Here is a 13,288-nt window from a genome sequence, read left to right as displayed (position 1 = left end):
GTTCCAGTTCTTCAGGACGGTCTCGCGCAGCGGCGCGAAGGCAGCCTGCGTGGCATCGTCCATCGGCAGGAAGCGCGCGATCAGGGCGCCGAGCGCGACTTCGGCGGCGCGGCCGGCGCCGTCATCGCATTTCAGGGCGATGCCGTAGCCCAGCTCGGGGAGCGCGGCGCAATAGACGCCCTCGGCCCCGGTCTTGGTGAAGGCGCGCGCGCCGAGCAGGTCCATCAGGCGCGTGTCGTAGCGACCGGTGCCGGCGACCATGAAGGGATGCGCCGCTGCAGCCGCCCGGATGCGCGCCGCCGCCTTCGCCCGCTCTGGCCCGAAGCCGCGGCCGGTGCCGAGCCGGGCGAAGCCCAGCGCCAGCGCCGAAAGCGGCACGGCGTAGGACGGGATCGAGCAGCCGTCGATGCCCATCCGGTCGGCGCTGTGGACAGCCCCGGTCACGGCCTCCAGCGCGCCGCGCACCGCCTGCTGCACGGGATGGCTCGCCTTCACATAGCCCGCCGGGTCCTCGTCCATGTTGCAGGACAGGCAGACGAAGCCGGCATGCTTGCCGGAGCAGTTGTTGTTGAGGGCGCTCGGCTCGGCACCCGACTTGGCGAGGGCGCGGGAGACGAGTTCGTTCGAGGGCCAATGCGCGCCGCATTCAAGGCAGCCCGCGTCGCGGCCGGCCTTGCGCAGCATCGCCAGCGACGTCTGGGCATGGAGCGGCTCGCCGGAATGCGAGGAGACGGCGAGCGCGATCTCGGCCTCGGTCAGCCCGTAGCGGTCGGCGGCGCCGCTCTCGATCAAGGGCAGGCCCTGGATCGCCTTGACGGCCGAGCGCGGGAAGACCGGGCGCTCGACATCGCCTGCGGAGAACACCACGCCGCCATCGGCATCGACGACGATCGCCGCACCGCGATGGCGCGATTCGACGACATTGCCGCGCGTGACCTCGGCGAGAACGGGATTTTCCATGGCGACCTCCGTTGCCCATTGCGATGGGCTTGCCGCCTTTTGGCGCCGGAGCAGGGTCCTGTCAAAAGCGCTGGCGCGAAACCCGCCGGGCTGCCACGGTGCGGCCCAACCAAACGCCCCTCAGCGATGGACGATCGATGTCGCAGGACTACGAGACCGAATACAACAACCGCGCCCGCGTGCCGGAACATCCCGGCATCATCGCCGGCTGGCAGAGCGATGCCGCCGCCTACCGCAGCGAGGCCCTGTGCGAGCTGGACGTCTCCTATGGCGAGGGCGCGCGCCAGGCCTACGACCTGTTCAAGCCCGATTCGATCCGGGGCAATGCGTTGGTGATGTTCATCCATGGCGGCTATTGGCAGGCGCTGGACCGCAGCTATTTCTCGCATATGGCGCGCGGGCTGAACCGGCTCGGCCTGCCGGTCGCGGTCGTCGGCTACGATCTCTGCCCGCAGGTCCATCTCGGCCATATCGTCTGGGAATTGCAGCAGGCGGCCGCGGCTCTGTGGCGGCGCTTCGGCCTGCCGGTGGTCGCGACGGGCCATTCCGCCGGCGGGCATCTCAGCGCCTGCACGCTCGCGACCAACTGGAAGAATGTCGACCCCGACCTGCCCGATCAGCTTGTGCCCGCCGCCTATGGCATTTCCGGCCTCTACAACCTGAAGCCCCTCACCGAGACCAGCATCAACGATGCGCTGAATCTCGGCCTCGCCGCCGCGGAGCTGGAAAGCCCGCTGTTCTGGCCGGCGCCTTCGCGATTGACGATGGACGCGGTCGTCGGTGGCGCCGAGAGCGACGAGTACCACCGGCAGAGCCGCCGGCTCGTCGATGTCTGGGGTCTGGAAGGCGTGACGACGCGCTACGAGGAAATCCCCGGCGCGAACCATTTCACAGTGATCGCCGGGCTGACCGATCCGGAAAACGCGATGACACGGCGCATCGCCACGCTCGCGGGCGCTTGATCTTTCCACGCCGAGGGCTCTATCCAGACCTGACAGAGTTTCGGAGCGCGCGATGCAGACCTTCTTCGTCGAGATCAAATGCAAGCTCGGCAAGACCTACGAGGTCGCCAGCGAACTGGCGGATCGCGAGATCGCCTCCGAGATCTACTCGACCGCCGGCAATTACGACATCCTGGCCAAGTTCCACGTCGCGGCCGATGTCGATATCGGCCATTTCGTGGCGCAGAAGGTGCAGTCGATCCCCGAGATCGCCGATACCCACACGATCATCACCTTCAAGGCGTTCTAAGCACCCGCGCAGGCGCCGGGCGAGTTGTCGAATCATTTCCGATGTTTGTGCGCGGCTCCTCGCGTGCCGATTCAACGCCTTGCCAAACTGATTCAAGTTGCGGTGCCCGGAGGCGCTCGATTACGGCCGGGCGCCATCGCCGCCGCGCCATCCTTTCCGCCGCGGCGAAACTGCTTGCAACGCCTCGACGGCTTGACGGGATGGGGCCTTTCGCGCGACCAGCATTGCTCGTACTGCGGGGATGAAAGCGCGCCATGAAAAGCACCCTCTCCACCGATCTGCGCTCGGGCGCGCTCGTCTATCATCGCCATCCTCGGCCCGGTAAGCTCGAGATCCAGGCGACCAAGCCGCTCGGCAACCAGCGCGACCTCGCGCTCGCCTATTCGCCCGGCGTCGCCGCCGCCTGCGAGGCGATCGTCGACGATCCCTCCGAAGCTGCCGAGCTGACCTCGCGCCAGAACCTCGTCGCCGTCATCACCAACGGCACGGCGGTGCTCGGCCTCGGCGATATCGGCCCGCTGGCCTCCAAGCCGGTGATGGAGGGCAAGGCCGTCCTCTTCAAGAAATTCGCCGGGATCGACTGCTTCGATATCGAGGTCGAGCAGAAGAACATCGAGAAATTCGTCGAGGTCGTCGCCGCGCTCGAGCCGACCTTCGGCGGCATCAATCTCGAGGACATCAAGGGGCCGGAATGCTTCGAGATCGAGGAGCAGCTCAAGGCCCGGATGAAGATTCCGGTCTTCCATGACGACCAGCACGGCACGGCGATCATCGTCTCGGCCGCCGTCCTGAACGGGCTCGACCTCGCGGGCAAGAAGATCGCCGACGTCAAGATCGTCGTCTCCGGCGCGGGTGCCGCGGCGCTGGCCTGCACCAACCTGCTGGTCGAGCTCGGCGCGCAGCGCAAGAACATCTGGGTCACCGATATCGACGGCGTGGTCTACAAGGGCCGCAACACGCTGATGGACCGCTGGAAGGAGGTCTACGCGCAGGAGACCGACGCCCGCACGCTCAACGACGTCATCGGCGGCGCCGACATCTTCCTCGGGCTGTCCGCAGCAGGCGTGCTGAAGCCCGAGATGGCCAAGCAGATGGGGCCCAAGCCGCTGATCCTGGCTCTCGCCAACCCCAATCCCGAGATCACGCCGGAGGACGCGCTCGCTGTCCGCCCCGACGCGATGATCTGCACCGGCCGCTCGGACTATCCGAACCAGGTCAACAACGTCCTGTGCTTCCCCTATATCTTCCGCGGCGCGCTCGACGTGCAGGCGACGACAATCAACGAGGCGATGAAGCTCGCCGCCGTGCGCGCCATCGCCGCGCTCGCCCGCGAGGCGACCTCCGACATCGCGGCCCGCGCCTATGGCGGCGAGGCCTCGACCTTCGGCGCGACCTCGCTGATCCCGAACCCGTTCGACCCGCGCCTGATCATGCGCATCGCGCCGGCCGTCGCCGAGGCTGCGATGGCGACCGGCGTCGCCCGCAAGCCGCTGGTCGATGTCGAAGCCTATCGCGAGCAGCTCTCGCGCTTCGTCTTCCGCTCCGGCTTCCTGATGAAGCCGCTGTTCCAGAAGGCCAAGGCGAATCCCAAGCGCGTGATCTATGCCGAGGGCGAGGACGAGCGCGTGCTGCGCGCCGCCCAGATCGCCCTAGAGGAAGGGCTAGCGATCCCGATCCTGATCGGCCGCCCGAGCGTGATCGAGACGCGCATCCAGCGCTTCGGCCTGTCGCTGAAGCCGGGCGTCGATTTCGAGGTGGTGAACCCCGAGGACGACCCGCGCTATCGCGACTATGTCCAGACCTATCTCGACATCGCCGGCCGGCGCGGCATCACCCCGGAAGCCGCCCGCGCGCTGGTGCGCACCAACAACACCGTGATCGCGGCGCTGGCCGTCGCCCGCGGCGATGCCGATGCGATGATTTCCGGCCTCGAAGGCCGGTTCATGTCGCGGCTGCGGCATATCAAGGACATCATCGGCCTGGCGCCGGGCGTCTGCGATCTCGCGGCGATGACGCTGATCATCACCAACAAGGGCGCCTTCTTCCTCTCGGACACGCATGTGAAGCATGATCCGACGGCGGAGGAGATCGCCGACATGACCGTGCTCGCCGCCGACCATGTCCAGCGCTTCGGCATCGATCCCAAGATCGCGCTGCTCTCGCATTCCGATTTCGGCGCGGCCGACACGCCCTCCTCGCTCAAGATGCGCAAGGCGCTGAAGCTGATCCGCGAGCGGGCGCCGCATCTCGAATGCGACGGCGAGATGGAGGCCGACACCGCCCTCGTCCCGATGATCCGCGAGCGCGTCCTGCCCTCCTCGACGCTGAAGGAGATGGCGAACGTCCTGATCTTCCCGAATCTCGACGCCGCCAACATCTCCTACCAGTTCGCCAAGGTGATGGCCGATGCGTTGCCTGTCGGGCCGATCCTGATCGGCACGGCCAAGCCCGCCCATATCCTCACCGGCTCGGTGACGGCGCGCGGCGTGGTCAACATGACCGCCGTCGCCGTGGTCGAGGCGCAGGAGAGCGCGGCCGCAGCGGCCGGCCGCTGAGCCTGTAGCCAGCTCCTGACAACCAAGGAGCGAAAACGGCGACGGCGTCGTCGTTTTCGCGCTTGGCAGACTCGATCCGACAGGGTCTACTTCCCTTCAAGTCGGGCATCGCTCGCAACGACGCCCGATTCGAGGGAGGTTGCCATGCTCGACGTCACGCGCCGCCGCGCGCCCTTGGCATTCGCCGCCATCCTGGCCGCGACCCGCGCCGCCGCCTCCCAGGGCCGCATCGTTTTCCATCGCGGCAATGACGGCGATCCCGAGACGCTCGACCCGCACAAGACCTCGACCGTCGCCGAAGCCCATCTGCTGCGGGACCTGCGCGAGGGCCTCGTCATCCACGACATGAAGGGCGAGGTCGTGCCCGGCGTCGCCGAGAGCTGGACGATGAGCCCGGACGGCAAAAGCTGGCGCTTCAAGCTGCGCGGCAACGCGAAATGGTCCAATGGCGACCCGGTCAAGGCCTCGGATTTCGTCTATTCCTTCCGGCGCATCGTCAATCCGGAAACCGGCGCCAAATACGCCAACCTGCTCTTCCCGATCCGCAATGCCGAAGCCATCCACAAGGCGACAGCCGGCTCCTCGCTCGAAGCGCTTGGTGTAACCGCTCCCGACGAGAGCACGCTGGAGATCGCGCTGGAGCAGCCGACCCCCTATCTGCTGGAGCTGCTGACCCATCAGAGCACCCTCCCCGTGCACCCGGCCAGCGTGGCCAGGGCCGCGCAGGAGCCCGGCCGGCCGGAAAACTGGATCACCAACGGCCCCTACATGCTCAAGGAGCTGGCGCCGAACTCGCATATCCGGCTCGACCGCAACCCGCATTTCCATGCCGCCGCCGAGGTCAAGATCGACACCGTGATCTTCTATCCGGCCTCGGACCTCGCAGCGGCGGCACGGCGCTTCCAGGCCGGCGAATTGCACCTGACGACGGACATCCCGGCCGACCAGTTCAAGAGCCTGAAAGACAAGCTCGGCGATCAGGTCCGGATCGGCCCCTATCTCGCGACCTATTTCCTGATCATCAACAGCGCCAAGGCCCCCTTCGACGACGAGCGCGTCAGGCGGGCGCTCTCGCTGCAGATCGACCGCGAGTTCATCGCCGACCGGGTCTGGGGCGGCACGATGCTGCCGGCCTATGGGGTGATACCCCCGCATATCGGCAATTATGGCGAGCGAGCCGAGCTCGATTTCCGCCATGCCTCGATCCTAGAGCGCGAGGACGAGGCGAAACGCCTGCTCGCCTCGGCCGGTTTCGGCAGCGTGCCGCTCCAGATCGAGTTCCGCTTCAACACCACCGACAACAACCGCCACACCGCCGAGGCGATCGCCGAGCAGTGGCGCGCCATCGGCGTGGAGACCCGCTTCGTCGAAACCGATTTCCGCACGCATTTCGCCTATCTGCGCGATGGCGGCGATTTCGACGTCGCGCGCTATGGCTGGATCGGCGACTATTCCGACCCGCAGAACTTCCTGTTCCTGTTCGAGAGCGACAATGCCGGCTTCAACATCGGCAAATACAAGAACGCCCAGTTCGATGCCCTGATGAAGCTCGCGACCGAGGAGCTCGACATCGCGCGGCGCGCCGCGATCCTGCGCGAAGCCGATAGCATCGTGATACGCGAGGAACCCTGGATTCCGGTGCTGCACTACTCGACCAAGAACCTGGTTTCGCCGAAGCTCGTCGGCTTCGAGCAGAACCTGCGCGGCGTGATCCCGACCCGGTTCCTGAGCCTGAAGGCCTGAAGCGGCCATTGATTCCGAAGCCCTCATCCTGAGGAGGCCTGCAGGGCCGTCTCGAAGGATGCTCCAGGAGGCTCCCGAACCATCTGGAACATCCTTCGAGACGCGCCTTCGGCGCTCCTCAGGATGAGGGCTCCGGAAATTGACTATGCCCTGCACCAGACGCCGAGCCGTTTCCCCGCCTTGAGGCTCGCAAGCAGCGCGAAGCTTCGCTAGGAAGGTCCGGCGTTCCCTTCCAATCAGCGAGTCCGCATCGATGAGCCGCATCGTCTACGTCAATGGCGCCTATCTTCCCGAGGAAGAGGCCAAGATCTCCGTTTTCGATCGCGGTTTCATTTTCGGCGACGGCATCTACGAGGTTTCGGCCGTGATCGGCGGCAAGCTCGTCGATTGCGAGGCGCATCTGGCCCGGCTCGAGCGCTCCTGCGGCGAAATCCGTCTTGCCCTGCCCTGGTCGAAGGCTGAGCTCGTCGCTGTTCATGAGGAGCTGATCAAGCGCAACGCTCTCGACGAGGGCGGCATCTACCTGCAGGTCTCGCGCGGCGCGGCCGATCGCGACTTCCCCTTCCCGAAGGATGTCCAGCCGACGCTGGTGATGTTCACCCAGGCCCGCAACTTCGTGAACGCGCCGGGCGCCAAGACCGGCATCAAGGTCGTCTCGACGCCGGACCTGCGCTGGGCCCGCCGCGACATCAAGAGCGTCAACCTGCTCGCACCCGTGCTCGCCAAGCAGTTCGCGCTGGAAAGTGGCGCGCAGGAAGCGTGGCTCACCGAGGACGGCGTGGTGACCGAGGGCGCCTCCTCCACCGCCTGGATCGTCAAGGGCAAGACGCTGATCTCGCGCCCGCTCTCCAACAAGGTGCTGCCGGGCATCACCCGCAAGGCGGTGCTGGCCTATCTCGCCGAATCCGGCTTCAGCTTCGAGGAGCGCGAGTTCACCCTTGAAGAGGCTCTCGACGCCGAGGAGGCCTTCATCACCTCCGCAACCAGCCTCGTCATGCCGGTGACCACGATCGACGGCCACACGATCCATAACGGCGCGCCCGGCCCGACCGCGCTGCGCCTGCGCGAGATTTATATCGACTACGCCCGCAAGGGCGGCGTTCTGGGCTGAACCCGTTCAACAGCCGTCATGGTCGGGCTTGACCCGACCATGACGGAAACCAGCCTTCTCGGCCTTGGCTACCGAAGCAGGCAATAGAGCTGCTTCTTGCCTCGGAACCACATCGTCATCCCGGACAAGCGGCCAAGCCGCGCAGATCCGGGATCCATCGTAGGGCGCAGAGCCTTACGGTGGATCCCGGGGCACGCCCGGGATGAAGGCGCAACGCGAAAGCCGAAGAGCTTTACGCGCCACCCGAAGCCAACTCCCCCATCACATAGGTCGCGGTGACATTGCGCTCGTCGCCCAGCGTGACGAGCACGAACAGTTCCTCCGCGAGATCGCGCACCGTTTCCAGGCGATGCGCCATCGCCCGCGTCGCGCCGGTATCGAGCACGACGATATCCGCCTCGCGGCCGGGCTCGAAGCTGCCGATCCAGTGATCGAGGCCGAGCGCCACGGCGTTGCCGCGCGTGATCGCATGCAGGGCTGCAAAGGCCGGCAGGCTTTGCCCTTGAAGCTGCAGCACCTTGTAGGCTTCGGCCATGGTCCTGAGCATCGAATAGGACGTGCCGCCACCGATATCGGTGGCGACCGCGACCTTGACGCCGCGCTGCCTTGCATGGGCCCAGTCGAAGAGCCCCGAGCCGAGAAAGAGGTTCGAGGTCGGGCAGAACACCGCGACCGCGCCGGTCTCGGCGAAGGCCTGCCATTCATTATGGGTCATGTGGATGCAATGGCCCATCAAGCTCTTCGGTCCGAGCAGACCGGAGCCGCGATAGATATCGGCGTAGTCGGCTGCGGCCGGGTAAAGCTCGCGAGCGAAGGCGATCTCAGCCCGGTTCTCGTCGATATGGGTCTGGACATGGCAGTCGGGATGCTCGGCTGCCAGCTTCCCCGCAGCCGCCAGTTGCTCCGGCGTCGAGGTGATCGCGAAGCGCGGCGTGATCGCATAGAGCTGCCGGCCCTTGCCGTGCCAGCGCGCGATCAGCGCCTTCGAATCGCGATAGCCGCTTTCGGCGGTGTCGGTCAGCGCCTCCGGCGCGTTGCGGTCCATCATCACCTTGCCGGCGATCATGCGGGTGTTGCGACGCTGCGATTCGGCGAAGAAGGCCTCGGCCGATTGCGGATGGACCGAGCAATAGACCGCCGCCGTCGTCGTGCCATTGGCCAGCAATTCGTCGAGGAAGAAGCGCGAAAGCTTCTCGGCATGGCCCTGCTCGCCGAGCTTCTGCTCCTCGACGAAGGTGTATTTGTTCAGCCATTCCATGAGCTGGGCGCCATAGGAGGCGACGACCTGCGTCTGCGGCATGTGGATATGGGCATCGATGAAGCCCGGCATGATCAGATGCGGGCGATGGTCGACGATTTCGGCATCGGCCGGCAGCGTCCGCAGCAAATCCCGGACCTCGCCCGCCGCCTTGATCAGCCCGTTCTCGATGACGAGCAGGCCATCCTCGACATAGCGATGCGCCGCCTCGCCTGCGGCCTGTGGATCATCCACGAACCAGAGCAGGCGACCACGCAGGGCGCGCAGGACGGTGGATGCAGTCACGTCGGGCAGCTCCGGCACAATTCCACATCACATCTGCACCAAATCGAAGCTTCCGGCCAAGCGCGGATCGTGCCTAATCTGCGGGCATGATTTGGCTTTGCGAAGGAAGTGGGCAGGATGCGTGAGAGCTTGCGCTTCCTGCTCGGCGACAGGCTGGTTGAGATCGACCGCTGCGACCCGACCCTGACGGTGCTCGACTGGCTGCGCCTCGACCAGCGCATGACCGGCACCAAGGAAGGCTGCGCCGAGGGCGATTGCGGCGCCTGCACCGTCGTGGTCGGGCGGCTGGATCGCGGAAGGCTGCGCTACGAGGCGATCAATGCCTGCATCCGATTCCTGCCGACATTGGACGGCTGCCAGATCCTCACTGTCGAGCATCTGAAGGGCGCTGATGGCTCCTTGCATCCGGTCCAGCAGGCGATGGTGGAATGCCACGGCTCGCAATGCGGCTTCTGCACACCGGGCTTCGTGATGTCGCTCTTCGCGCTCAGGCTCAACGAGGCGACCCCAGACACCGGCCGCATCGAGGATGCGCTCGCAGGCAATCTCTGCCGCTGCACCGGCTACGAGCCGATCATCGCCGCCGGCCGCCGCATGGACGAGATTGCTCCGCGCGAGGCGGATCGCTTTCTGGGGGAGCGCGAGGCCGTCGCAGTGCGCCTTGCAGAGCTGAATGATCCCGAGACGCTGGTCCTGCGAGGCGAAGCCGGGAGTTTCTACGCTCCCGCCACCATCGAAGCGCTGGCAGACTTGGTCTCAGCCCATCCGCAAGCGACGCTGGTCGCCGGGGCGACCGATGTCGGGCTCTGGGTCACCAAGGCGATGAAGCGGCTCGATCCGGTGATCTATCTCGGGCGGATCGGGGCATTGCGGACGATCAGCGACGAGGGCGATCATTTGCGCTTTGGCGCGATGGCCAGCCATATCGACGTCAGAACGGCGCTGGCCGCCCTCTCCCCACAGCTCGACGAATTGATGCGCCGGTTCGGCGGCGAGCAGGTGCGCAATGCCGGCACGATCGGCGGCAACATCGCCAACGGCTCGCCGATCGGGGACCTGCCGCCCGCGCTGATCGCGCTCGATGCGACGCTGGTGCTGGCACGGCGCTCGGAGGCCGGAATCGAACGCCGCAGCATCCCGCTCGAAAGCTTCTTCATCGAATACCGCAAGCAGGACCGGCACCCCGGCGAATTCGTCGAGGCCGTTCTGGTGCCGAAGCTGTCCGATGGCGTCCTGTTCCACGCTTCCAAGGTCTCGAAGCGCTTCGATGAGGACATCTCCGCCGTCTGCGGCGCCTTCCGGCTGACGCTCGGCAGCGATGGCCGCATCCACGAAGCCCGCCTCGCCTATGGCGGCATGGCCGGGATCCCGAAGCGGGCGGCAGCGGCCGAAGCCGCGCTGATCGGACGGCCGTGGGATGACGCCGCCGTCGCCGCCGCCGTCGCCGCCCTGCCGCAAGATTTCACCCCGCTCGACGACATGCGCGCCTCGGCGCAATATCGGCTCAAGATCGCCGGCAACCTGCTGCGGCGTTTCCTGATCGAGACGACGCAAGCTGAAACACAGACGCGGGTCGCCGGCCTGCTGGCGGAGGCCGCCCATGGCTGACGCGCGCCGCAAGCTCGATATCGGACTGGAGAGCGGGCCGGTCGGCAGCTCCCGCATCCATGATTCTGCGCCCAAGCATGTCGCGGGCGAAGCGCTCTATATCGACGACATCGCCGCGCCCGAGGGGCTGCTACACGCCTATCTCGGCACGGGCATGATCGCCCGTGGCCGGCTGCTCTCGCTCGATCTCGATGCCGTGCGTGCCGCACCGGGCGTCGTCGCCGTGCTGACGGCAGCGGATATCCCCGGCGCCAACGACATCTCTTCGACGCATCTGCATGACGAGCCGGTCTTCGCGACCGAATCCATCCTGTTCCACGGCCAGCCGATTTTTGCGGTGGTCGCCGAAACCCGCGGGCAGGCGCGCCATGCCGCGACGCTGGCGAAAGCCGACTATGCCGAGGAAGCGCCGCTGATCGATATTGCCGCCGCGCGCGAAGCCGGTGGCAAGCTGGTCACCGCCCCGCTCAAGCTGGAACGCGGCGACATCACCGCAGCCATGGCAGCGAGCCCGCGCCGGCTGAAAGGCACGATGACGATCGGCGGGCAGGAGCACTTCTACCTCGAAAGCCAGATCGCGCTCGCCATCCCCGGCGAAGACGAGGACATGGCCGTGCTCGTCTCGACCCAGCATCCGAGCGAGGTCCAGCATATGGTCGCCGCCGTGCTCGGCGTCGGCTCGCATGCGGTCACCGTCGAGGTCCGGCGTATGGGCGGCGGCTTCGGCGGCAAGGAGACGCAGGCCAATCTCTTCGCCTGCGTCGCCGCCATCGCGGCCCGCAAGCTGAAGCGACCGGTCAAGCTCCGGCCCGATCGCGACGACGACATGGCGATCACCGGCAAGCGCCACGATTTCGTCTGCGACTACGAGATCGGCTTCGACGACGAGGGCCGCATCCATGCGCTCGACGCCGTCTATGCGGCGCGCTGCGGCTGGAACGCCGATCTGTCGGGACCGGTGACCGACCGCGCCCTGTTCCACATGGACAATTGCTATTTCTACCCGGCGGTGCGCGCCCGCTCTGAACCGCTCTTCACCCATACCTGCTCGAACACCGCCTTCCGCGGCTTCGGCGGCCCGCAGGGCATGGTGGGCGCCGAGCGCTTCATCGAGGAGGTCGCCTACGCGACCGGTCTCGACCCGCTGGAGGTGCGCCGGCGCAATCTTTATGGCGGCCAAGCTTCCGGTGAAGGTCTTCGCCGCGACGTCACGCCCTATCACCAGACGGTCGAGGACAATATCGCGGCCGAGGTGATCGCCGAGCTGGAGCGGCGCTGCGATTATCAGGCCCGTAAGGTGGCGATCCGGGAGGTCAACAGGACCAGTTCGATCGTCAAGCGCGGCATCGCGTTGACGCCGGTGAAGTTCGGCATCTCCTTCACCGCGACTTGGTTCAACCAGGCCGGCGCGCTGGTGCATGTCTATACCGACGGCACGGTCGCGCTGAACCATGGCGGCACCGAGATGGGGCAAGGGCTCTACGTCAAGGTCGCGCAGGTGGTGGCGCATGCCTTCGGCATCGGGCTAGACCAGATCAAGATCACCGCGACGACGACCGGCAAGGTTCCCAACACCTCCGCCACCGCCGCCTCCTCCGGCTCCGACCTCAACGGCATGGCGGCTCTCGATGCCTGCGAGACGATCAAGAGGCGTTTGACAGAATTCGCCGGGAAACATTGGCAGGAACGGCCGGAGGACATCGCCTTCCTGCCGGGTCGGGTGAAGATCGGCGCCCGCGAGATCGCCTTCAAGGACCTGATCGCGGCGGCCTATATGGCCCGCGTCCAGCTCTCCGCGACAGGCTTTTACGCAACGCCCAAAATCCACTGGGACCGCAAGGCCGGGCGCGGCCACCCGTTCTACTATTTCGCCTATGGCGCAGCGGCGGCCGAGGTCGCGATCGACACGCTGACCGGGGAGTACAAGGTCGAGCGCGTCGATATTCTGCATGATTGCGGGCAGTCGCTGAATCCCGCGATCGACAAGGGACAGATCGAAGGCGGCTTCGTGCAGGGCATGGGCTGGCTGACGACAGAAGAACTGGTCTGGGATAAAAAAGGCCGGCTCTGGACCCATGCGCCCTCGACCTACAAGATCCCCGTCGCCTCCGACCGTCCGCGCATCTTCAACGTGCATCTGCTGGAAAGCGCGCCCAATCGCGAGCCGACGATCCATCGCTCCAAGGCCGTCGGTGAACCACCCTTGATGCTGGCGATCTCGGTGCTTCACGCGCTGTCGGACGCGGTGGCGAGCGTCGGCGACCACCGGATTTGCCCCCGGCTAGATGCACCCGCGACGCCGGAGCGGGTTCTGGACGCAGTCGAGCGGGTCAGGGCGGAGGCCGGACGATGAGGAGGCTTCGCCGCATCCTTCACCGAGAAAAGCGCGGGGAACCCTCTCCCATAGGGAGAGGGCAGGGTGAGGGGTCGGTCCTCGGACGCTTTGGCGGCGCCCTCCCCGCAGCGCCCCTGCAAATCCACCGCTTTACTGGTCCAGCGGACTACACCTCACCCCTG

9 protein-coding genes are annotated in these 13,288 nt (G+C 66.4%); 7 read left to right on the top strand and 2 right to left on the bottom strand.

The genetic code is table 11. The features are described 5' to 3' along the window. Nucleotides 1-960, bottom strand: a 960-nt coding sequence (locus JHD80_RS10855; protein ID WP_199086931.1) for an asparaginase, incomplete at its 3' end; no start/stop codon positions are given. A 137-nt stretch (nt 961-1,097) separates the two neighbouring features. Between JHD80_RS10855 and JHD80_RS10850 the strand changes: the two genes are divergently transcribed. The 5 genes from JHD80_RS10850 to JHD80_RS10830 all read left to right on the top strand — a co-directional run bounded on the left by JHD80_RS10850 (nt 1,098) and on the right by JHD80_RS10830 (nt 7,620). Then, on the top strand, nt 1,098-1,922 hold the full coding sequence (locus tag JHD80_RS10850) for an alpha/beta hydrolase (RefSeq protein ID WP_199086929.1): 825 nt from the start codon (nt 1,098-1,100) through the stop codon (nt 1,920-1,922). A gap of 52 nt (nt 1,923-1,974) precedes the next feature. Then, the gene (locus JHD80_RS10845; RefSeq protein ID WP_038361355.1) at nt 1,975-2,211 is read left to right on the top strand and encodes an Lrp/AsnC ligand binding domain-containing protein; all 237 of its coding nucleotides are present in this window, start codon (nt 1,975-1,977) and stop codon (nt 2,209-2,211) included. 254 nt (nt 2,212-2,465) lie between these two features. Beyond that, the gene (locus tag JHD80_RS10840) at nt 2,466-4,766 is read left to right on the top strand and encodes an NADP-dependent malic enzyme (protein ID WP_199086928.1); all 2,301 of its coding nucleotides are present in this window, start codon (nt 2,466-2,468) and stop codon (nt 4,764-4,766) included. Nucleotides 4,767-4,910: 144 nt separating this feature from the next. Beyond that, nucleotides 4,911-6,509, top strand: coding sequence for a peptide ABC transporter substrate-binding protein (locus tag JHD80_RS10835; RefSeq protein ID WP_199086926.1), 1,599 nt, complete (start codon nt 4,911-4,913; stop codon nt 6,507-6,509). A gap of 253 nt (nt 6,510-6,762) precedes the next feature. Beyond that, a complete protein-coding gene (locus JHD80_RS10830) occupies nt 6,763-7,620 on the top strand; it encodes a D-amino-acid transaminase (protein WP_199086925.1) in 858 nt (285 codons plus the stop codon). A 232-nt stretch (nt 7,621-7,852) separates the two neighbouring features. Here JHD80_RS10830 and guaD read toward each other — a convergent pair whose 3' ends face one another. After that, nucleotides 7,853-9,163, bottom strand: coding sequence for a guanine deaminase (guaD, locus tag JHD80_RS10825; protein WP_349237251.1), 1,311 nt, complete (start codon nt 9,161-9,163; stop codon nt 7,853-7,855). Nucleotides 9,164-9,280: 117 nt separating this feature from the next. On the opposite strand from guaD, the gene xdhA reads away from it, so the two are divergent. Beyond that, nucleotides 9,281-10,771, top strand: coding sequence for a xanthine dehydrogenase small subunit (xdhA, locus tag JHD80_RS10820; protein WP_199086923.1), 1,491 nt, complete (start codon nt 9,281-9,283; stop codon nt 10,769-10,771). Beyond that, entirely contained in the window at nt 10,764-13,124 is a 2,361-nt protein-coding gene (xdhB, locus tag JHD80_RS10815; protein ID WP_199086921.1) for a xanthine dehydrogenase molybdopterin binding subunit, read from the top strand. The genes xdhA and xdhB overlap by 8 nt, the downstream gene beginning before the upstream one ends. Nucleotides 13,125-13,288: the final 164 nt, after the last annotated feature.

It is taken from the genome of Allobosea sp. ASV33 (assembly GCF_016428755.1).
Classification (GTDB): domain Bacteria; phylum Pseudomonadota; class Alphaproteobacteria; order Rhizobiales; family Beijerinckiaceae; genus Allobosea.
This window is presented reverse-complemented; position numbering and strand designations above follow the sequence as displayed.